This window comes from Xanthomonas sacchari, assembly GCF_040529065.1.
GTDB classification, from domain to species: Bacteria; Pseudomonadota; Gammaproteobacteria; order Xanthomonadales; family Xanthomonadaceae; genus Xanthomonas_A; species Xanthomonas_A sacchari.
Map to the genome: position 1 here is coordinate 3,198,890 of NZ_CP132343.1, position 20,627 is coordinate 3,219,516.

The 20,627-nt window shown below is 61.9% G+C and carries 19 protein-coding genes and 2 tRNA genes; 1 reads left to right on the top strand and 20 read right to left on the bottom strand.

What is annotated here, in order from left to right:
• Positions 1-69: 69 nt before the first annotated feature.
• From RAB71_RS13435 to uvrB, 19 genes are all read right to left on the bottom strand, one after another.
• Entirely contained in the window at positions 70-1,680 is a 1,611-nt protein-coding gene (locus RAB71_RS13435; RefSeq protein WP_010342875.1) for an alpha-glucosidase, read from the bottom strand.
• A 243-nt stretch (positions 1,681-1,923) separates the two neighbouring features.
• On the bottom strand, positions 1,924-2,403 hold the full coding sequence (locus tag RAB71_RS13440) for a DUF4189 domain-containing protein (protein WP_082042411.1): 480 nt from the start codon (positions 2,401-2,403) through the stop codon (positions 1,924-1,926).
• Between the two features lie 18 nt (positions 2,404-2,421).
• Positions 2,422-3,537, bottom strand: a complete 1,116-nt coding sequence (locus RAB71_RS13445; protein WP_010340360.1) for a type IV secretion system protein — start codon at positions 3,535-3,537, stop codon at positions 2,422-2,424.
• Positions 3,538-3,621: 84 nt separating this feature from the next.
• A complete protein-coding gene (locus tag RAB71_RS13450) occupies positions 3,622-4,413 on the bottom strand; it encodes a hypothetical protein (protein WP_100223983.1) in 792 nt (263 codons plus the stop codon).
• A gap of 57 nt (positions 4,414-4,470) precedes the next feature.
• Entirely contained in the window at positions 4,471-6,942 is a 2,472-nt protein-coding gene (locus RAB71_RS13455; RefSeq protein WP_010340362.1) for a VirB4 family type IV secretion/conjugal transfer ATPase, read from the bottom strand.
• Positions 6,943-7,114: 172 nt separating this feature from the next.
• A complete protein-coding gene (locus RAB71_RS13460; protein ID WP_010340363.1) occupies positions 7,115-7,426 on the bottom strand; it encodes a type IV secretion system protein VirB3 in 312 nt (103 codons plus the stop codon).
• Complete coding sequence (locus RAB71_RS13465) at positions 7,419-7,814, bottom strand: TrbC/VirB2 family protein (RefSeq protein WP_010340364.1); 396 nt, start codon at positions 7,812-7,814, stop codon at positions 7,419-7,421. Before RAB71_RS13465 ends, RAB71_RS13460 begins: the two co-directional genes overlap by 8 nt.
• Before the next feature lie 73 nt (positions 7,815-7,887).
• Entirely contained in the window at positions 7,888-8,772 is an 885-nt protein-coding gene (locus RAB71_RS13470) for a lytic transglycosylase domain-containing protein (protein ID WP_316685641.1), read from the bottom strand.
• Between the two features lie 132 nt (positions 8,773-8,904).
• Positions 8,905-9,948, bottom strand: a complete 1,044-nt coding sequence (gene virB11 / locus RAB71_RS13475) for a P-type DNA transfer ATPase VirB11 (protein WP_010340366.1) — start codon at positions 9,946-9,948, stop codon at positions 8,905-8,907.
• Between the two features lie 19 nt (positions 9,949-9,967).
• A complete protein-coding gene (locus RAB71_RS13480; protein WP_041500288.1) occupies positions 9,968-11,149 on the bottom strand; it encodes a TrbI/VirB10 family protein in 1,182 nt (393 codons plus the stop codon).
• Positions 11,146-11,907 (bottom strand): TrbG/VirB9 family P-type conjugative transfer protein, encoded by a 762-nt coding sequence (locus RAB71_RS13485; RefSeq protein WP_010342090.1) that lies wholly within the window; start codon positions 11,905-11,907, stop codon positions 11,146-11,148. The genes RAB71_RS13480 and RAB71_RS13485 overlap by 4 nt, the downstream gene beginning before the upstream one ends.
• Entirely contained in the window at positions 11,904-12,917 is a 1,014-nt protein-coding gene (locus RAB71_RS13490) for a virB8 family protein (protein ID WP_010342091.1), read from the bottom strand. Before RAB71_RS13490 ends, RAB71_RS13485 begins: the two co-directional genes overlap by 4 nt.
• Positions 12,918-12,977: 60 nt before the next feature.
• Positions 12,978-13,400 carry a hypothetical protein gene (locus RAB71_RS13495; protein ID WP_040901574.1) on the bottom strand — a complete coding sequence of 141 codons (423 nt, stop codon included), beginning with the start codon at positions 13,398-13,400 and terminating at the stop codon, positions 12,978-12,980.
• Between the two features lie 407 nt (positions 13,401-13,807).
• Entirely contained in the window at positions 13,808-15,481 is a 1,674-nt protein-coding gene (locus tag RAB71_RS13500; RefSeq protein ID WP_029561973.1) for a type IV secretory system conjugative DNA transfer family protein, read from the bottom strand.
• Positions 15,482-15,730: 249 nt separating this feature from the next.
• Entirely contained in the window at positions 15,731-15,988 is a 258-nt protein-coding gene (locus RAB71_RS13505; RefSeq protein WP_010342095.1) for a hypothetical protein, read from the bottom strand.
• A 147-nt stretch (positions 15,989-16,135) separates the two neighbouring features.
• A complete protein-coding gene (locus RAB71_RS13510; protein WP_167397471.1) occupies positions 16,136-16,297 on the bottom strand; it encodes a hypothetical protein in 162 nt (53 codons plus the stop codon).
• Positions 16,298-16,318: 21 nt separating this feature from the next.
• The gene (locus RAB71_RS13515; RefSeq protein ID WP_050946553.1) at positions 16,319-16,678 is read right to left on the bottom strand and encodes a hypothetical protein; all 360 of its coding nucleotides are present in this window, start codon (positions 16,676-16,678) and stop codon (positions 16,319-16,321) included.
• A gap of 940 nt (positions 16,679-17,618) precedes the next feature.
• A tRNA-Val gene (locus tag RAB71_RS13520) sits at positions 17,619-17,693 on the bottom strand.
• Positions 17,694-17,789: 96 nt separating this feature from the next.
• The gene (uvrB, locus tag RAB71_RS13525; RefSeq protein WP_010342098.1) at positions 17,790-19,820 is read right to left on the bottom strand and encodes an excinuclease ABC subunit UvrB; all 2,031 of its coding nucleotides are present in this window, start codon (positions 19,818-19,820) and stop codon (positions 17,790-17,792) included.
• 134 nt (positions 19,821-19,954) lie between these two features.
• On the opposite strand from uvrB, the gene RAB71_RS13530 reads away from it, so the two are divergent.
• Positions 19,955-20,491: a Tfp pilus assembly protein FimT/FimU gene (locus RAB71_RS13530; protein ID WP_010342099.1), complete on the top strand. Its 537-nt coding sequence runs from the start codon at positions 19,955-19,957 to the stop codon at positions 20,489-20,491.
• 44 nt (positions 20,492-20,535) lie between these two features.
• Here the strand turns inward: RAB71_RS13530 and RAB71_RS13535 are convergent.
• Positions 20,536-20,612, bottom strand: a tRNA-Asn gene (locus tag RAB71_RS13535).
• Positions 20,613-20,627 lie beyond the last annotated feature (15 nt).

Genomic DNA, 20,627 nt, shown 5'->3' on the forward strand with positions numbered 1-20,627 from the left:
ACCCAACGGCATGCTTGCTGTGCCGCAGATGCATCAACGGCGGCTCGGCAAAGCCGTCGCCCTGCGCGCTCACGCGCCCTGCAGGCACACCATCGCATAGCCAGGCAAGCGCAAGCGCTCACCGACGGCGCCAGGCACCACACCCGGGACCTGCACCGCCTGCCAACGCCCCTCGGGCATGGCCACGTCGACGGCCTCGGCGGACAGGTTGAACGCCAGCAGCAAGGTTTGCGTGGCGTGGCGACGCTCGAACATCAATACCGGCTCGGCTGTTTCGTGGAAAGAGATGTCGCCCTCGCGCAGCGCGGGATGGCGCTTGCGCCAGGCCAGGAACTGGCGGATCGCAAGCAGGACCGAATCCGGGTCTGCCTCCTGCGCCGCCACCGATTGCGTGCGATGCGCCGGCGAGACCGGTAGCCACGGCATACCAGTGCTGAAACCGGCGTGCTCGCCGGCCTCCCACGGCAGCGGCGTCCGGCATCCGTCGCGGCCCTTGAAGTTCGGCCAGAATGCGATGCCATAGGGATCCTGCAGCGCCTCGAACGGCACCTCCGCCTCGCCCAGACCCAGCTCTTCGCCCTGGTAGAGACACACCGAACCACGGAGCGAACACAGCATCGCGATCAGCAGCCGCGCGAAGGCCGGCGTCTCCGCGCCCTGCCCCCATCGCGTCACCGCGCGCTGCACGTCGTGATTGGAGATCGCCCAGCACGGCCAGCCCTCGGTCATCGCCGCTTCCAGGCGCGAGACCGTCTCGCGGATGTAGGCGGCGCTGAAATCGTCGGTCAGCAGTTCGAAGCTGTAGCCCATGTGCAGGTGCCCAGCCCGGGTATATTCGGCCGTGGTCGCCAGCGAATCCTCCGACGAGATTTCGCCCAGGCTCACCGTGCCCGGATAGCGATCGAGCAGGCTGCGCAGCTTCTGCAGGAACGGCAGGTTCTCCGCCTGCGTGTTGTTGTAGTAGTGGTATTGGAACGCGTACGGATTGTCCGGGCTGAAGCCGCGGCCGACGCGCTTTTCCGGCGGCTTGGGCGGGTTGTCGCGCAGCTGGGGATCGTGGAAGCAGAAATTGATCGCATCCAGGCGGAAGCCGTCGACGCCGCGCGCCAGCCAGAACTCCACATTGTCCAGCGTCGCCTGCTGCACCTGCGGATTGTGGAAGTTCAGATCCGGCTGCGAGGCCAGGAAGTTGTGCAGGTAGTACTGTCCGCGGCGCGGCTCCCACTGCCACGCCACACCGCCGAAGATCGACAGCCAGTTGTTCGGCGGAGTCCCATCCTCGCGGGCGTCGGCCCACACGTACCAATCGGCCTTGGGATTGTCGCGGCTCTGCCGGCTCTCCTTGAACCAGTCGTGCTCCACCGAGGTATGGCTGAGCACCTGGTCGATCATCACCTTCAGGCCCAGCGCATGCGCCTTGGCCAGCAGCGCATCGAAGTCGACCATGCTGCCGAACAGCGGATCGACCTCGCGGTAGTCGGCGATGTCGTAGCCGAAATCGGCCATCGGCGACTTGAAGAACGGCGAGATCCAGATCGCGTCCACGCCCAAGGCCGCGATGTAGTCCAGCTTGCGCACGATGCCGGGCAAATCGCCGATACCGTCGCCATTGGCGTCGAGGAAGCTACGCGGATAGATCTGATAGATGACGGCACCGCGCCACCATGGAGCCTGAGACATGCAACGCCCCCCTTCGGGCAGAGATCGCGCGTGCGACGGGCACGCGAAACGCTGCGTTAGAGTAGCGTTGATGCAGGAATATGCGTCATGCCTGCATACGTATTCAGCAAAGAACGTAGCACCAGAAAGCTACTAATAGAGGCCTTTATATCTAGCAAATAACATAGATTTTCGAGAAAACATATCCATCAAAACATCAGGAAATATTACGAATTATTCAACCAAGAAAAAGGGAATAACCCCTCAATACTTTTTAAAATAAGGCTTAGAGCAATCCACTCCCACCACGGAACACTCAGCACCGGAAGACTTCTTGCACTGCCTCAGAGCCTCACTCTTAGCTTTCTCTTCGCCCCCCCCGGTAACCACCTTCCCGCCAGTACGACCCTCAGCGGCCTTTACAACTGCCACACATTGATTTTTATAAGTTATCATAATTTTGCAATCCGAATTACCCAGATTGCTGCACAACCTGAGAGCATTCTCCTCAGCTTCCTGCTCAGAAAACTTCCCAGTGCTGCTCCCGATATCTCCATTGGACGCAGTTGCGATCGCACCCCAGGTCTTAATCCACTCACCTGTAGGACGCGCAGCACCACTGGACGAATCAGAATCAGGTAGGCATTGGGCACTACCGGCAGTAACGCCGGTAGGGCAAGCCGTTTGCGCTATCGCTCCCGCACAGAGGAGACACAAAAAAAATGAAATAATATATTTCAACATGCGCCACTCAAGAGTTGATCAACTCAAGCCGGAATTTCTCAACCTTCCATCACCCATTTGAGATCCAGAATCGGAAGCAAAATTCGGCTGCCTATTGCCATGCGTATTTGTGGAGTGAGAAGAAGGATTGTAGTCATCCGGCGCCGTCCTTGAAGATGGGCTGTATCCAGGCGAAGTTGGCGAGTAAGGCCTACCAGACGCCGGATCCTTGCCAACCGCGCCAAAGCCCGAGTACGGCGAGAACTGACCCAGCGTGCCCTGGAAGAACGAGGCCGCCATCGGCGGGGCCGTGATGATCAGCGTGCTCAAGACCAAGCCGATTCCTCCTTGCTGCAATGCCATGCTGCTGACACCCTCGGTCGAGCCGCCGGGAAGCGCCCACTTGGCCAGGAACCCGGCTGCGACCGCCGCCACCACCTTCGTCGCCAGACCGACCGTGAAGCTCAGCACGGCCAGCGAGAAGACCGTCCCGATTCCATACATCAGCCACTTCTGGAACAAGGACTTGGTGGCATCAAATAGCAGACACAGAATGAACAACGGCCCAAAGCCGACGAACAGCGCCATCGCCAGCTTGTTCAGCAGCAACAACGATCCGCCCACTACGCCAGGGCCTGCCATGCCCAAGCCGGTGAACCAACGCGCGCGGCTTTTTTCGTCTTCCAGCTGGGGATTGCTCGCCGTATCGATCTGATCGATGCTCGTCATCGCGATCTGCATCAACGCCAGGTTCTTGTCGATCGCCTGATAGGCGCTCTCCGAGTCGCCGGTCACAGTCTCCACGATGGCGCTGCTGAGTCCGTCCGTGAGCCGCCAATACAGGCCGTTCATCTGCTGATCGCCCGTGGTGGCCCCAGGCCTGGCAGCGGACACCATGCTCATGGCCACACCAATGATGAGCGCCGAGCGCAGCGAACTCACCACCAGCTCCATCGCCGATTCACGCGATTGCCCGGTGGCGACGCGGTACCCCTTGAGCAGGATCCACAGCGTCAGCGCGCTCATCGCCGTCACCGTCACCCACCACGACATGCGGATCAACAAGGCCCACTGAAAGTAGTCGATCTCATCCCGCAAGAAATTGTTGATGAGGATGAAGAACTGGTAATTGGCGTAGTTCTGCAAAAAATCCATGACTGCTCCATAACGCGCACGCTCATCACTGAGCTTTAGCAGGTGTCGCCGCTCCGATCGGACGGAAGCGGCGACACGTGGGTCTTACTTCGCGATGCTCAGACGCTCGAGATTCTTGGGACTGGACGACTTGACCGCCTCCAGGGCGACGCCCATCGCGGCGCCTGCAGCGATCTTGCTCGCAAAGTCGCTCAACCCGGAGAAGCCGTCGAACAGGCTGCCACTGCTGCCGGTATCGGTCGCCGATGGCGCCTTCTTGCCGCGCATCGCCGCCCAGGCACCAGCGGACTGCACCTGGGTCAGGTAGGACAGCCGCTTCTCATAGGCGAACATCGCCGCTTCGGTCTGCTGGCGATCGATGTCCATCAGCGCCCGCAACGCGATCAGCTTGTTGGTATTGTCTTCCAGCAAGCCGATCTGGTTCGTGTCGATTTTCGCCCGCTGTTGTTCCAGGTCGCGCAGACGCTGCAGCCGCTTCTCGGTGATGTCGTACATCGCCACCATGTAATTGAACTGCGAGTTGCGCGTGCGCTGGATCAGTTCGCAGGTCTGCTGCTGTTCCTGCGACACGGGCGTTCCCGAGGTCTTGGCTGCACAGTCGGAGACGCCGTAGTTGTCGTCAACCTTGACCAGCTTCTCCTTCGGCTTGTCGACCTCGTCGCCGCTGGACTTCTCTTTCTCGGCCTTGCCGATCTCATTGTCGCCGCGGATCTTGTCCAGCTTCTCATCCAGCGTCTTTGTATTCTGTTTGTTCTCGTCAATTTGCTTATTGTCGATCACTTCCCACTGCGCAAAAGCAGTCGCTGGCAACAGCATGAGCAGCACAATTGCACCAACGACGCGAACACGACTGAAGGCTTTCGTCATCTTGTCCATACACACCTCAACATAGATCTCGTAGCAGCATTCCCATGCGTGACCCAGGCGAGACAGTCAGCTGACCGCCGCCGCCCCCCGATTATCCGAAGACACCGACTTCGCCGGCCCCGATTTACCGGACCCTTTGCGCCTTGCATAGAACTCGTTCAACCATTGTTCTGGCGTCAGATCGTCCGGCGCGATGCCGTGTTCCTTGGCCTTGCGCTCCAGCACCTGATGCATGATTTCGATATTGTCGGTCGACGCCGAGATCACCGACAGGGCATCGTCCATGCCGCGCAGATTGAGCTGGCACACCGACGAGCCGTGGCCCTGCTTGACCAAGAAACAGCGCGAGCGCTCGTCCAGGCTGACCACGACCTGGTATTCGGCCTCGGTGAGCTTGAGGCCGTCCATATAGTCTTCCTTGCTGGCATTTGGATTGGGCAGCAGGATCATGGTCGCAGTCTGTTCGACCAAGGCGGCGGAAATGTCGCTAGCCAGTGCATCCTCCGGGCTCTGGGTGGCAAAGATGCCCAGGCCGTTCTGCTTACGGATGGTCTTCTGCTTGTTCTTGGCGAATTCCTTCAGGCCGCCCTTGCCATCGAGGATCTTCCAGAACTCGTCCATCACGTAGATGAGCGGCCGGCCGTCGATCAAGGCTTCCAATCGATGCAGCAGGTAGTTGATGACCGGAACGCGCACTTCCGGGTTGTCGATGACGTCGGTGTAGTCGAAGCCGATGATACTCGCCTTCTCCAGATCGATCGTGTCGACCGGGTTGTCGAACACCCAGCCATGCGAGTTGCCGGCGGTCCACTTGCGCATGCGCGCGTACAGGCCGTCGTCGCCCATGTTGGGCAGGCTCTTGCGGAAGTTGGTCATGCTGCGCAGGTGCATGGGCGTATCGAGCATGCCTTCCACACCGCGGAAGATGTCCTCCTCCTCGCGCGAGGTGTATTCGATCTTGCCGGCCAGGACCTTGATCAGGTCGGCCAGGAACTGCACGTTCGCCTCGGTGCGCTCGCACTGGAACGGGTTAAAGCCGGTGGGCTTGCCGTTCTCCAGCGCCAGATAGTTGCCGCCGCAGGCACGCACGAAGATCTCGGCGCCGCGGTCCTTGTCGAAGAAGAAAATGGTGGGAATCGGATCGAACTTCTGCACTTGGCTGAGCAGGAAGTTGATCAACGCAGTCTTACCGGTACCGGACTTGCCGATCACCATGGTATTGGCGATCGCCTTCTCGCCGAGCGAGTTTTCCGCCGGATGCGTCGCGTGGAAATTGAAGTAATACGGCTGGCCGTTGGTGGTCTGCAAGGTGGTGACGCACTCGCCCCACGGATTGTTCTCGCGCTTGCCCTGGGCGAAATTGTGCAGCGGCGACAGGCCGAGGAAGTTCAGTGAGCTGACATTGGCGATACGCGTGCGGTAACGCCAATTGCCCGGCAGTTGGGCGTAGAAGGAGGACGCGACCGCCAGATCCTCCTTGGTCGAGACGAAACCGGCATTGGACAGTTCCGCACGGGTGGTCGCGATCTGCTGCGCAAGCTTCTCCTGCGTATCCGCATAGACCGCGATGGTGAAGTGGTACTCGCCCAACACGAAATTACCCGACGACAGCTGATCCATCGCCAGGTCGAGCTCGTGGATCTGGCTGACCGCCTTGTCGCCGGAGGACACCATCATGCCCTTGGTGCGATCAAGCACCTTCAGCGCGTCGTGCCGTCCCATCGGGCTGAAGGAGTGGGTCACCACATACTCGAAGTCGAGATACTTCAAACCATTGAGGATGCCCGGATAGGTCCCGTCGGTGTATTCCTTGATGTTCAGAATGGCGCCGAAATGATTGACGCCCTCCGGGGTCTTGATCACGAAGTCGCCGGTCTTGTTGGCGAACATATGCTTGCTGACCGGCAGATAGGCGGGCACCGGCGCCTGCAGCACCGGCACTGGCTCGTCGATGCGGTTGATCAGATAACCGAAGAACTCCAGCGCCTCGGAGAACACCACGCCGTTGCTGGCCTCATACATGCTCAGCCGGTAGGGCGAGTAGTCCTTCAGTACGGCTTCGACGTTGCCTGCCAGTTCGATGACTTTGGCAATCGCCTGGTCCTGCTCGGATTGCAACTGGGGAATGCTCGACGACTTGTCCATGAGCCGCTTACCCGTCACCACCGGACGGTAGATCATGGTCAGATACAGCTCGTTCTGCATGATCTTCTGCGAGGACAGGGCACCGTAGTACTGGTCCGACAACTCCTGGTTGAACGCCTGCTTGAACTTGCCGGTGTTCTTGATGCGGCGGCGGCGACGCACGTCGTGCACCCAGAACGCCACGTTGGCGAAGTCCGGAGCGCGCAGCGTCTGCAGCATGCGGTTGAAGGTGTTGTGCCGGTGTTCGATCTCCCACTCTTCGCGGCCCACGAACGGAAGCCCGCCCAGGTGCCAGACCAGCATGAAATCCCCTCCCGTCGTCTTCAGCACGGACGGCGCCACATGTGTGGAGATGGAGATGAACTCGCTGATCGAAGTATCGGGGATGAACATAATGAAGTGACTCAGAATCCGTTTCGTCTTGCCAAGGCCCGGCGCACATGCACCGGGAACCGCCGACCTCGCTCACACCAGCATTGCCGGCGAGTCGACATGAAAAACCGAACAACCCCATGCACGACACAGGCGTCGTGCATGGGGTTGAGACACGGCGCGCAGTTCCAAGCTAGCGCTTGGCGCCCGGCACCTCTTTCCTGTACTCATTCGGCGAGAACACCCACATGCCGGAATAGCGCTGCAGGTTGCGCACGCGCATCCTCATCATCCAGCGCAAGCCGAGCATGCGGAAGATCATCTCGTCCCGCTTGGTCATCTGCTGCATGACGAAGACGATGACGGGAATGAGCAGCAGCAGCCACATATCGAAATAGATACCCATCAGGAAGCCGCCGCCCGCGCCGATGAAGAACGGGATGTAAGGCACCCCGAAAAACATCGCCGGTCGGGTGCAGCCCCGGAAAAGTACGTTCTTATGCATAGTGCAGAACGTGCTGGATCATCTGGATCGCGGCGGTGGCCGTGCACTCCTTCTGGCCGGTATCGCCGATCAGCATCTTGGCCAACTGGCCGGCCGCGCCGATCAGCACGCCACCCAGCAGCACCGGCGCCACTTCGGAAACGCGCTTGTGCGCGAATGCGATCTGGTAACCGGCGAAGACGACCGCGATCGTCACCACCACGATGGATGCCATGTTCAGGATGTTGTTGGTCTTGCCGAGGAAGTTGCAGACCTTGGTATCGGCACCGGCATAGTCCTGCGCCATCGCGAAGCTGGACGCGAGCAGGGCCACGGTGAACACCGCCGCCTGCAACGCCGCCGTGCCGATGACCTTGGCGTTCGACTTCATCTGATTGTTCTTGAACATCGTGGGTATCTCCTTGACTGGAAAACAGGGGGTGATCAAAAAGCCACTTGCATGGCCGCGCTACTGCATCTGGCTAGAATACGAAGGCCCCGTCGCCAGACGTCGGCGGCGGCGTACTTGAGCCAGGAACGGCCGCTCCCGCCACGGCCTGGGGCGCGTGTGCGGCAACGTGCGGAGCTGGGGGCGCCCCGCCACCTGCAGGAACCGCCACTCCTTTGCCGGCGCCTGTAGGTCGTATTACGTAGAGATCAGCGTCTGCCGCTGTCGGCTGCGCCGCCGCGGCCGCCACTGCGCCAGCCGTCTGCTGCCCCGGCGCCGCGACGGCGGCCTGGGGACGCATCGATGGCTGGGCTTGCGCAGCGAGCCCGTTGGCGAGTCGATCGGCCGCCGAGTCGATGCGCCGCGACACGATCGAATCGACTTCGCGCACCGCCGCGGCCTTCACCGAGTCGTTGACCGCACGACGCACGCCTCCGGCCGGGATCACCGGAATCGCACCAGCCGTGGACGCGGCCAGCGCCCTGCCCTGGTTGATCGACGCGTAGACCTTCTGCACGTAGCCGTGGCGGTACCCGGTCTCGAAGTTGCCGGAGTAGTAGCAACTGAACGACTTGCCCCAGTTGCCGCCCGAGCGGCTGTAGCACTCGGCCAGGATCTTCGACGCGGCCTGCAGGTTGGGACAGGTCTTGAAGGCCTTTTCGTAGGTATCCAGGCCGTACTTGATCAGGTTGTAGCGATTGACCTGCCCCAGGCCGAGGGAAAAGTTGTAGCCCTTCTCTTCCAGCATCCGCGCGGTGGCCACCGCTTCGGACAGGTTCTGCGGCTGGCGCACCAGGCGACCGCCGACCACGCCGATCGCGAACGGGTTGTGCGACGACTCGACGCGCACAACGTGCTGCATGACCTCAGCCGGAACCGCCATTTCGGGACAGCTGAGTAATTCCATGCCTGGCAACATGCCGTGGTTACTCCCTATGCATCGGCGTCATGGCAATCGCCCGGAACGCCGCAGTGTCGCAAATCAATCGTGTTGGAAGAAAAATTCAAAGTCAATCGGCGGATTTTCGCCTTATCACCTCAATGAACATATTCACCCTCCACCCGAATGCGTGCGCTCCGGATCGAAATCGATACCTGTGATATAGCGCCGGCCCGCATGCGATTTGATATGGACAACGATGTCGATGGTCATCATCAGCAACCGCTTGATGACGGCGAATTCCAGGCCTGAGCCTTCGGCCGAGGCCTTGACCATCAACGCCAGCTGGTCCCAGGTCTGGCCGATGCTGCCAGCATGGCAGCTGGTGATGGAACCAGGATGACCGGAGGCGCAGTTGCGAATGAAGTAGAACGACTCGTCGCCGCGCAACTCCGCAAGGATGATGCGGTCGGGCTTCATGCGCAGGCACGCTTCCATGCAACTCTTCGCGGTGACGTTGCTCGTGCTTTGTCCACCTTTGGAGTAGAGCAAATGCACGGAATTGGGCTGGCTGATGAAGAGTTCGCGCGCGTCCTCGATCGTCACCAGCCGCTCTTCGTGCGGGATGTGATTCACCAGCGACTTCATGAAGGTGGTCTTGCCGCTGCCGGTGGCGCCGGCGACGACGACGTTCTTCTTGAACAGCACCGCCTTCTTGAAGAATTCAGCGTAATCGCGCTGCCGCCGCAACTCCAGCAACTCGAGGTCCTGCTCGCTGAGCCCCGACTGCACCTCCAGAATCTCCTGGAAGAAGCCATCTTCCTTGTACTGCTCCAGGGTCTTGGTGTGCTTGGACGGCAGACGGATGGTGATCGACACCTTGCCGGCATCGCAGGCCGGCGGAATCACGAACTGCGCGCGCTGCCCGGTGGGAAAGGTCAGCGACACCACCGGATCGGCATCAGTGATGCGCTGACCGGTATTGCTCTCGTTGACCACTGCCGTACAGAACTGCCGGGCGCGATCGAAGGTCAGCGACGGGATGTCCATCCGCTGCCAGCCGCGCAGGGTCTCCAGGTACAGCTCGCCGGGACGGTTGATGCAGATTTCCGTCACTTCCGGCGAGTTCAGATAATCCAGGATGCCCAGCACCGAATACTGGTAATCCAGGAAGTCCGTGGAGATCTGCGCGGTCGGAGAGTCGTCGAACGTCACGTCGCTGTCTCGATCTCGGTCAACGCGGCAACACGGCCGTGAAGTCGACGTCCTTGGCGACGTAGACATTCACGATGGTGCCCTGGTTGATGGTCACGGTGGCGGGACGGCGACGATCCAGGGCCTGGTCGGCCAGACGCTGGATGGACTGCGCCGTGTTGCTCTCGTACGGCTGCTCGGTGACGATGCCGGAATTGAGGCCGGTCGTCGTGGTCTTCGGGCCATGCTCGGCCGCCGCCCACTTGAAGGCGTCGCTGAGCAAGCTGATCATCAGCGCGGACGAGATGCGGCTCGCCCAATGCGCACTGTATTGGCCCGGGTGGCCGGCGCTGCCGAGGTTGTCGACGCCGGGACCGACCAGGGTCACATCGATGCCGGTCGGCGTGGTGATGCGGTCCCAGACCACCTGCATGCGCGGGCCGGTCGGTTCCGCGGGACCGTACTGGCCGAGGATCTTCGATCCCTTCGGCAGCAACAGGCGGCGGCCGTTGATGGAGTACACCGGCTCGGTGATGATGCAGGAGGTGAAGCCGGGGAAATCGGTGATGATCCGCGTCTCCAGCACACAGCGGATATAGGTGCCACGCACCAGCAGACCGTCCGGGTTGGCGATCGGCTTGGCAGAGGTCTCCTGCTCCTGCTGCATCGGCGCACCGCCCTGCTCCTGTCCCGGCATCATGCCGCCAAGACCCTGGCCGCCGGCGTCCTGTTGCTGCAGGCCAGCCATGCGCCGCTCCAGCAAGGACGGCCCACGCTCCTGTCGCGGTGCCGACTGCATCTGCGCGTCGGTATCGGTGGGCATGGGCGGCAACGGCGGCAGGCTCGGCTGCTCGGCCAGCTGCACCGGCTCGGCCGGCTGCACCGGCGGCGCCGCCGCGGTCTGCGGCAGCGCAGGCGCCACCACTGCCTCCTGGCGCGGCTTCGGCGCCGGCTCGGGCGTGCTGCTGCCGCTCACCAGCCAGAAGATCGCCACGATCAGCAGCGCGGCGATACCGGCCAGGAACACCAGCGCCTTGCGATTGAGCTTCTTCAGGTCGCTGGAGCGCAGCACCGGCTCGTTGGCATCCAGATCCGGGTCGGCGGTCTGCTGCTGGCGAGCGAAATAGGGATTCTCGCGCGGCGCGTCGTCCGCTTGCGGATTGCGCGGCTGGCCGTTATCGCGGCCGTAGTTTTCGTCAGACGGAGGTAGATTCGAGTTCACTTTTGCTTGTTCCTACGCAAGCCGACAACATTCTTGCCGTGGCGGATGACCAGGAAGGGATAGGTCCCGTGGACAATCAGGGTGTTGCCCTCGACGGTGGTATTGACCAGGAAATCCTCGTCGCTCTCCTTCTCGCGGCCGAACACGGCCGGGAAATTGCCTGTCGGGAAACGCGTCAGATCCATTTTGATGTAGGTGAACTTGCCATCGTCGTAGACGCTGCTCGGCACGATCCACATCTGCTTGGAGCGCGTGGAATAGTCGTAATCGAAGTAGTAATGGCGGTCCTTGGTCAGCCGTGTATCGAGCTGCGACTCGTCCTTCACCTCTTCGCTGGCCGCGGCAAAGCTGGTGTCCTTCGGATAGGTGAAGGTGACCTTGTACTGCACGCCGGCCTGCTTGGCCTGCTCCAGCCGCTGCCAATCCGTGGCCACCACCTTCAATTCCAGTATGTAGGAATGGGTCGCGGTGCGAATCATCATGTTGGTGTCGACGTCGACGTTCTTCGGCTTCAGATAGAAGACGTTCTCGCGACGGCTGAGTTCCCAGCCACTGGTGAAACCGGTGCTGTAATCGAGGATCTTCTCGTTCGGGCTCAGCTCGATCTGGGTGGTGATGCCCAGGCCGGTACGCACCTGATAGATCTTGTCAGGCTCGTACTCGTACTGCTGGACCACCTGGGCCGACGCGATCGGCGCGAACAGGCCCAGAGCCAGCAACGCAATATGCGCCGAACCGGTTTTCGTCAGGAAACTCATCGAACGTTCGCTCCATTACCATTGTGCTGAGGTGCAACGTTGGGTGCAGGAGGGGCCGCAGCGGGCTGCGCCCCCGGATAGACGGGCGCGCTCCCCGGATTGGCCATCGGCTCCTGCTGCGGAACCGGCATCGTGCCGTTCGCACCGGGCATCGTCTGCTGACCAGGCATCTGCTGCGGCATGGGTGCCTGTCCCGCAGCGGCCGGCATCTGTGCGGCGGCCGGCTGCTGTACCGCGCCGGTTGCAGGTGCCTGCACAGCGGGCGACGGCGGAACCGGCATCGCCGAGTAGTCGTTGTCGACCCGGTAATCGGTCACCAGGAAGCCCAGCGGATTCTGCACCCGCAGATCGTCTTCCATGGCCAGATTGCTGTTGTACTTGAAGCCGAGGATGGCGAACTTGTTGTCGAGAAAGGTGGATTGCCCCGTCTTCTTGTCGTAGATGCTGCGCTGGAAACGCACGTTCGCACCGGTATACGGTTTGCCGCCGCCGCCCAGCAGGTTGATGCTGAGGATCTTGACCCGAATCGAACGCGCCTTGCCGTAGGTGTAATACGGAGCCGAGGGATTGTTCGGCGCGTGCAGATTGAAATACTCCGCGCCCACCGCGGAGTTCCGCGGCGCCATCGAGAACACGGTATTCCAGTCGTTGAGCCCCATCATCTCCGAATCGTAGGACTCACGCGCGGTGATGAAGCGCGCCACGTTGCTCTTGGCCAGCGCCTCGCTGTTGGTGACACTCTGCACATCGCCGCTGTTGCGCAGCACCGACACCGTGGAATTGCCGGTGTACGCATCCGCCATCACCAGATACGGCACCTTTTCCTTCAGCGGCAGCATGTAGTAATACCCGCCGCCCAGCAGCAGACACATGATGATCGCACCGAAGGCGACCCACCATGCGCGGCGCTCGCTGCGGCGCGCCAGATCCGCAATGCTGATCTCGTAGTTGACCGCCTTCGCGACCGCTTTGTTGACGTTTTCGCTTTCGGCCTGCTTTTTACCGAACATCAGACTTCACCAGGTTCGTAATATGGCTGCCGGCGCGCAGCGTGCGCACCGGCGGTGACGTCACTTCGCGCTGTCGCTGGTCGCCGGCGTACCGCTCACCGACGACGACGGCTGCACCAGGATGCGATTGCCCGCAGCGGTCACGCTCAGACCTTCCTGTGCATAGACCACGCTCAGCTCGGCGACTGCCTGCTGGATGCTGGTGGTGTTGATCTTTGCGACCGGCGCATACAGCGTGTAGTCGGACTGGATGCCGTAGGACAGCTGCATGTTCGAATCCTTGGCCCAGCGCTCGAGCATCGTCTTCAGCGTGCCGTCCATCGGAATCGCCTGGTACACGTACGACGAGTACAGCGGGATCTCCATGGTCGACTCGGAAAAACGGTTGACCGGCTTCCATTTGCCGCGAAAGTCGGGCGCGGGCCTGGTTGCACAGGCGCTCAACAGCGCGACGGCACTCAACGTAGCGATCAGCCGAAACATATGCGTTCTTTTCACGCGAGCCTCTGAATTACGGAAACGTGTAGAGAGCGGGCGGCGCGCAGGCGGCCCACTGCTGGATGGCGGAATTCGACGCAACGACGCGACACAGGCGTCGCAAGAAGGAAGCTGCCGGGAACGACACGGACACGGATCCGCGGCAGGCAACGGGATGCTCCCGAGGCCGCGCGATCGGCGCCGAAGAAAACGGAATTTGACGACAAACCTTCCATGTCACCCCTTACGTGCGCCTGTTCGGCTCACGCCCCTGTTCCTGTACCTGTTTCTGTTACCAACGCATCGCCATACTCGCGAGAATGTGCCGGAGGGGCATGCTCACGTCAAGCATTTGGCAAAAAAACGTTCAAATGATAAATACGCCCAAAAAATAGGTGTTTTTCGTCACACTTTTAAATCGAGAGCGTCGGAATGTCGACTTTGGGCCGCAGTCGCGCGGTGAAGTGGCGATCCTTGTAGTACTTGATCTTGTCGCACTTCACCGGGTGCGGAATGCCCTCGTACAAGAACACCTCTTGATCGTTGCCCATCGCCTTCAACTCCTGCGGCAGCATCAGCGCCCGCTTCTCCTCCGACACGCTCCGGGTCACGTCCTTGCCGCGCGTGACGTTCTTCTTACGGAAGGTGGTGTAGCCGAGCATCTCGGAGTAGTCGTTGGCATCCTGCTGCTCGCGCGGAGCGTAGAGAATCTGCAGTGCATGATTCGTGATGATGGTCCGCGAGATGTCCTTGCCATAGGTGGCATCGAGCTGGGCCATGCTCTGGATGATCGGCAGAAGGCGGACATTGTAGCCAGCCATATATGACACTGCCGAGGCGATGATGTCGACCTTGCCGATGGCGGTGAACTCGTCCATCAGCAGCAGGCACTGGTACTTCAGCGCCGGATTGCTCTTGGGCAGTTCCTTGGTGTTGAGGTTGATGATCTGGCTGAAGAACAGGTTGATGATCAGGCGGCTTTCGGCCAGCTTGTTGGGCTGGATGCCGATGTAGATGGTCATCTTCTTCTTGCGCAGATCGGTGAGCAGGAAGTCGTTGTCGCTGGTGGCCGCATCCAGCACCGGGTTGATCCAGGCGTTGAGCGGCTCCTTGAGCGTGCCCATGATCGAGGCGAAGGTCTCGTCCGCCTGCGACAGCAGGTTGGAGAACGCCGACTTGGCATTGCCGCTGAGGAAGCGCCGCTCCGACAGCGACTTCAGGTACTTCTTCAGGTCGGTGCCGTCGCCGGAAGACAGGCGGTAGATCGCGCCCAGCGTCGGCGTGCCGAGACCGCCGGGGAAGCCTATGTTGCGCTCGTCGTCCCAGTTCTCGAACAAATACAGCGAGAACGCCATGAACGCGTTGCGCGCCTGGCTGACCCAGAACTTCTGGTCGTCCGAACCGTCCGGGTACAGCATGGCGGCGATGCTCATCAGGTCCGACACGCGGAACGCCGGGTCGTCGGAGACGTAGCTGAGCGGGTTCCAGCGGTGGGTGCGGCGGTCCTCGGCGAAGGGATTGAACAGGAACACTTCCTGGCCCTGGCTGGCGCGCCAGCCGCTGGTCAGGTCGAAGTTCTCCTGCTTGATGTCCAGGACCACCACCGATTCCTGGTACTCGAGCAGGTTCGGAATGACCACGCCGACGCCCTTGCCCGACCGGGTCGGGGCCGCCAGGATCACGAACTGCTGGCCGCTGAGGCGCACCAGCTTGCCGCGGAACTTGCCCACCACGATGCCGTCGCCGCTGGTCTTGAACAGCCCGTGCTTGGACAGGTCGGCCGCACCGGCAAAGCGTGCGTCGCCGTGCAGGCTGCGCTTGGCCGGCTTGAACATCAGCACCAGGATCAGCAGGGCCACCAGGCCGGGCAAGCCGAAGCCGAGGTAGCCGGCCCATTTGATCTTGCCGACGTAGGGAGCCACCTCCGGCAAGCCGATGGCGTGGACGTACTGGTAGTAGGTGCCAGGCCCGAACATCCGCGTGTCCAGCTTCAACAGCAGCAGGACCAGGTAGCCGGACAGGAAATAGCCGCAGACGGCCGTGAGCACGACGACGAGCGCCGCCGCAACGAGTTTACGATTCGACAAGCCCTATCCTCCCTGATCCATCCTGGCAAATATTCTAGAGCGAGTTCCGTATTTTGAGACGCCCCGTGTCGACAGTCTGCGAGGCGAGCGGGAGTGCCTGGCGCAGACTCGGCCGGAACGGCTCGTCGTTGAAGGGCGGCATCGCCAGGCAGCCATGACCACGATGGCACCGGCACCCCGTAACTGCGGCTCGCCTCGCCCGCCAGCCTGTGCGGGCGGCGCCACGGCCTAGGATGGGGGTATTGCGTTTCAGCGGCGCTGCCGCGTGCTCGGCCTGTTCCGCGAAGGCTTCTTTTCCGCACTGACCGCGTCCCGATCGCGCTCGACCAGGCTGTCCAGGAAGACCCGTGCCTCGTCCCAGGACATGTCGTGCGGATCCATGCGGGCGCCGCCGTCGGTGGTGACCGCATAGCCGACCACGTTGGCCGGGCTGTATTCCGGCTCCCGGGTCAACGCCACGAGCTGGTAGCGTCCTTTGACTTGCACCGTATGATGGTATTCCACCATGCGCCTGGCCTCCTCGCCTGATCGTCCGCTCGGATGCTAAAGCAAGCCCGGGCGCGGGAACAGCGCCTCGTGAAGGGAAGCCGGTCGCCGTCACGCGGGCACAAAAAAAGGCCCCGAAGGGCCTTCTTTCGTTCGCAGAACCGGAGGTCAGGCTGGCGAAAGCTCCTCGCAGCCAGCAAACGCCGAATCGAGATGGTCGTCGATTCTGCGCAACTCCGCTATGGCTTCGTTGGCCAACGCGATCAGATCTGCCCGGCTCTTCGGACTTGCTAGAGCGAGCAAATCAAAGTTCAGGCTAGTGCTGTTCATGACCTTCTCCATACATTTGCTTCAAAATTGTGACTGCTGACGCAGTTCCACCATGATTCTTTCGGCCTCAGCGTGCTCATTGCTTTCAAGCGCGGCTGCAAGCTGCCTCATCTTGAGGATGCACTGGCGCGAGTTAAGGGCGTTGCGCGTCTCGTCGTATTCCAACAACCCACTATCAACCAGTTGGATGAGGGCAAAATCTATGAACTCAAAGCCTTGAAGCACATCTGGAAGACTGGGGTTCAGCACCTCACTGAACTTCACAAACCCAAACCGCTCATGGGCAGCAATCAACTTGTTGACCTGAACTACTACCCGGGCCCAGATCTGGGACAGCAACTCTGGCAGAGAAGGCTCCACCCCACGCGATCCATCACTCATCGGTTCTTCCTTGCCAAGCTACCCTACGGCGCCGCCGTGTTTCAGTTCAGTAGGTTCGGTACCCTACGCCCGGGCGGATGGTGCAACAGACTTACTGTGATTTCTAGTAGGTAAATTCCCTAATCCGCCAGGAAAAGCTGAAACGGCGCCAAAACGGCGGCCTAAATCAAAAGAAACAACAAGTTACGATATGAACGAAAAGGTTCATTGCGTTGCCTTACGATGCATATCGGCATGCTGACGAGGATCTGAAAGGACGAACTGCGCTAACGCATCCTGCCGCATTCTTCCGCTACCACCCACCCTACAATCGCCTTAACGTACACCCAAAGCTAGAACGAGGAGGCGAACACTGTGTGACGACCGGGCGACGCTTGTGTTTTTCGTCAAGGTCGAAACAACAGACCACGGCCTTCGCCGTAAAATTCCCGAAGCTGGTCAACCCATTTCGTCGCCCACGCTTCGACGTACCGCACCCCGTCGGCGGCAGCGCTAAAGAACTGTAACCGGAGCCGGTCGCTACCGACGTTGAGCGCTACCCTGCACCGGACCGGTCGAAGCCGTCGGCCTACTTCGTCCACTGGCACCAGCGGCCGGTGGCCTCGACGACTTGGCGCAAGCTGCGGCGCGCGGCGCTGCTGCCGGCCTGGTTCGTCCCGAAGACCATTCGCCACACCGTGGCCACCTGGCTGCGCCAGCGCGGCGCTCATGGGTGGGAGGTGCGGGCCTGCTTGGGCACCACGCCGGCAGGACGACGGACGCCTACGCCAAGCTCAACCAGGCCTACCTCGGCGAAGCACGCAAGGCGCCGCAGGCGATCGCGGAAGAGCTTCCACTCGACGTGCCCCGACTGCGCCCCCTTGGGGTCAGTTCGGGGTCAGTCGAGGATGTTCGCGCTGTTGATCGATCCACCGAAACCGCTGGGACGCTTGGTTTCGAGTGGTGGGCGGTACAGGGTTCGAACCTGTGACCCCTACCATGTCAAGGTAGTGCTCTACCGCTGAGCTAACCGCCCTTCTCTGCCGCGGCGCACCGCTGCAGGGGCGCGAATCTTAGCCCACCTGGCGGACAAGAACAATACCCACCGTGTGATCACCCCACGGCGGCCGGCCTAGCCAACCAGGCTGGCGTCGCGCAGCTTCTTGATCTGGTCGCGAACCCGCGCCGCGTCCTCGAACTCCAGGTCGCGCGCATGCTGGTACATCTCCTGCTCCAGGGCCTTGAGCCGCGCGGCGACCTCCGCTGGCGCCAGCGCCCGGTAGTCGGCCGGCTCTTCCGCGACCCGACGCGCCTTGCCCTTGCCTTTGCCCTTGCCCGACTTGGCCTCAGCCACGTCGTCGCGCGCGCCCTCCAGGATGTCCACGATCGGACGCGCCACCGACTTCGGCACGATCCCATGCTCCAGGTTGTACTCCACCTGCTTCTCGCGGCGGCGCCCGGTCTCGTCGATCGCGGCCTGCATCGAACGCGTCATCTTGTCAGCATAGAGGATGGCCTTGCCGCGCAGGTTGCGCGCGGCACGACCGATGGTCTGGATCAGCGAGCCGGTGGAGCGCAGGAAGCCCTCCTTGTCGGCGTCGAGGATCGCGACCAGCGAGACCTCCGGCATATCCAGGCCTTCGCGCAGCAGGTTGATGCCGACCAGGACGTCGAACTTGCCCAGGCGCAGGTCGCGGATGATCTCCACGCGTTCGACCGTGTCGATGTCCGAGTGCAGGTAGCGCACCTTCACCCCGTGCTCGCCGAGGTATTCGGTGAGGTTCTCGGCCATGCGCTTGGTCAGCGTGGTGACCAGGACGCGGTCGCCATCGGCCACACGCAGGTTGATCTCCGACAGCAGGTCGTCGACCTGAGTCGCGACCGGGCGGATCTCCACCTCCGGGTCGATCAGGCCGGTCGGGCGCACCACCAGCTCGGTGATTTCTCCGGCCGATTCGCGCAATTCGTAGGGGCCCGGCGTGGCCGAGACATAGATGCTGCGTGGCGAGCGCGCCTCCCATTCCTCGAAGCGCAGCGGCCGGTTGTCCAGCGCCGACGGCAGCCGGAAACCGAATTCCACCAGGGTCTCCTTGCGCGAACGGTCGCCTTTGTACATCGCGCCGATCTGCGGCACGGTGACGTGCGACTCGTCCACGACCAGCAATGCATCCGGCGGCAGGTAGTCGAACAGGGTCGGCGGCGGCTCGCCCGGCGCCTTGCCGGTGAGATGCCGCGAGTAGTTCTCGATGCCGTTGCAGAAGCCGACCTCGGCCATCATCTCCAGGTCGAACTGGGTGCGCTGCGCCAGCCGCTGCGCCTCGACCAGCTTGTTCTGCGCGTACAGCTGCTCGAGCCGGTCCTTCAGCTCCAGCTTGATCGTGTCCACTGCGCTAAGGGTGCGCTCGCGCGTGGTGGCGTAGTGGGTCTTGGGGTAGATGGTGTAGCGCTGCAGTTTGCGCAGGGTTTCGCCGGTCAGTGGATCGAACAGGGTCAGTTGCTCCACGTCGCCATCGAACAGCTCGATGCGCAGCGCCTCGCTGTCGGATTCGGCCGGGAACACGTCGATGACCTCGCCGCGCACGCGGAAGCTGCCGCGGTGCAGCTCGTACTCGTTGCGGGTGTACTGCAGGTCGGTGAGGTGGCGGATCAGCTGGCGCTGCTCCACGTGCTCGCCGATCGACAGGATCAGCCGCAGCGACAGGTAGTCCTCCGGCGCGCCGAGGCCGTAGATCGCCGAGACCGTGGCCACCACCAGCGCATCGCGCCGCGACAGCAGGGTCTTGGTGGCAGCCAAACGCATCTGCTCGATGTGCTCGTTGATCGAACTGTCCTTCTCGATGAAGGTGTCCGAAGACGGCACGTAGGCCTCGGGCTGGTAGTAGTCGTAGTAGCTGACGAAGTACTCGACCGCGTTGTTGGGGAAAAACGCTTTGAACTCGCCGTACAGCTGCGCGGCCAGGGTCTTGTTCGGCGCCATGACCAGGGTCGGCTTCTGGATCGCCTGGACCACGTTGGCGATGGTGTAAGTCTTTCCCGACCCGGTCACGCCGAGCAGGGTCTGCTTGGCCAGGCCAGCCTCGAAGCCGGCCACCAGCTTCTCGATCGCCTGCGGCTGGTCGCCGGCCGGCGAATACGGCGATACGAGTTGGAAACGGTCGGACATGCACAAGCCTCAAGGTGGGGAACGGGGCTGACCCCGCGCCGGGGAGATTTCCTACATGGGAACGCACAACCCCCTCATTCAAGCCCTGCCGTCCCGCCGCGAGACTGGCGACCTCGCACCGGGAGACGACGGACATGCGGAACGCTGCAATCAAAGGCTACACATTGCTCGAGGCCATGATCGTGATGGCGGTGCTCTGTCTGGTCGCCGGCATCGGCCTGCCGGCGTTCCGCGAGCTGCTGGCGAGCCAACGCCTGACGGCGGCGACCCACCAGTTGAGCGCGCACTTCGCCCTGGCGCGCAGCAGCGCCATCAGTTCCGGCGTCCCGGTCAGCGCCTGCCCGTCCAACGGGGCCAGCAGTTGCCGCGGCGACAGCGACTGGAGCCAGGGCTGGCTGGTGTTCCGCGACCCGGAACGGCAAGGCCAGCCGATCGCGCCGGACAGCATCCTCAGCGAAGGCAGCGCGCCGGGCGCCGGCAAACTGGTGCTGCGCTCCAACCAAGGCCGCCCCTCGATCCGCTTCCTGCCCGATGGACGCAGCGCCGGCAGCAATCTGACCGTCAATATCTGCGAGCGCGGCCGGCTACGCGCAGCGGTGGTGGTGAACAACACCGGACGCATCCGCACGCGAAAAGCGACCGAACCGATGCCCTGCCGGGCACCGGACTGACGCGCAAAAGCAAAGGCCGCGATTGCTCGCGGCCTTTGCGGATTTGGCGCCCGAAGTTGGACTCGAACCAACGACCCCCTGATTAACAGTCAAGTGCTCTAACCGGCTGAGCTATTCGGGCGGGGAGGCGCATTGT

Coding starts and splice junctions, on each gene's coding strand:
- RAB71_RS13445 (WP_010340360.1), bottom strand. CDS start 3,537: ATGGATTTTTTGCAGAACTACGCCAATTACCAGTTCTTCATCCTCATC.
- RAB71_RS13530 (WP_010342099.1), top strand. CDS start 19,955: ATGCGGAACGCTGCAATCAAAGGCTACACATTGCTCGAGGCCATGATC.
- RAB71_RS13505 (WP_010342095.1), bottom strand. CDS start 15,988: ATGGTGGAATACCATCATACGGTGCAAGTCAAAGGACGCTACCAGCTC.
- RAB71_RS13515 (WP_050946553.1), bottom strand. CDS start 16,678: ATGAGTGATGGATCGCGTGGGGTGGAGCCTTCTCTGCCAGAGTTGCTG.
- RAB71_RS13440 (WP_082042411.1), bottom strand. CDS start 2,403: ATGTTGAAATATATTATTTCATTTTTTTTGTGTCTCCTCTGTGCGGGA.
- RAB71_RS13455 (WP_010340362.1), bottom strand. CDS start 6,942: ATGTTCATCCCCGATACTTCGATCAGCGAGTTCATCTCCATCTCCACA.
- uvrB (WP_010342098.1), bottom strand. CDS start 19,820: ATGTCCGACCGTTTCCAACTCGTATCGCCGTATTCGCCGGCCGGCGAC.
- RAB71_RS13465 (WP_010340364.1), bottom strand. CDS start 7,814: ATGTTCAAGAACAATCAGATGAAGTCGAACGCCAAGGTCATCGGCACG.
- RAB71_RS13495 (WP_040901574.1), bottom strand. CDS start 13,400: ATGTTTCGGCTGATCGCTACGTTGAGTGCCGTCGCGCTGTTGAGCGCC.
- RAB71_RS13510 (WP_167397471.1), bottom strand. CDS start 16,297: ATGAACAGCACTAGCCTGAACTTTGATTTGCTCGCTCTAGCAAGTCCG.
- RAB71_RS13470 (WP_316685641.1), bottom strand. CDS start 8,772: ATGTTGCCAGGCATGGAATTACTCAGCTGTCCCGAAATGGCGGTTCCG.
- RAB71_RS13485 (WP_010342090.1), bottom strand. CDS start 11,907: ATGAGTTTCCTGACGAAAACCGGTTCGGCGCATATTGCGTTGCTGGCT.
- RAB71_RS13490 (WP_010342091.1), bottom strand. CDS start 12,917: ATGTTCGGTAAAAAGCAGGCCGAAAGCGAAAACGTCAACAAAGCGGTC.
- RAB71_RS13450 (WP_100223983.1), bottom strand. CDS start 4,413: ATGGACAAGATGACGAAAGCCTTCAGTCGTGTTCGCGTCGTTGGTGCA.
- RAB71_RS13435 (WP_010342875.1), bottom strand. CDS start 1,680: ATGTCTCAGGCTCCATGGTGGCGCGGTGCCGTCATCTATCAGATCTAT.
- RAB71_RS13460 (WP_010340363.1), bottom strand. CDS start 7,426: ATGCATAAGAACGTACTTTTCCGGGGCTGCACCCGACCGGCGATGTTT.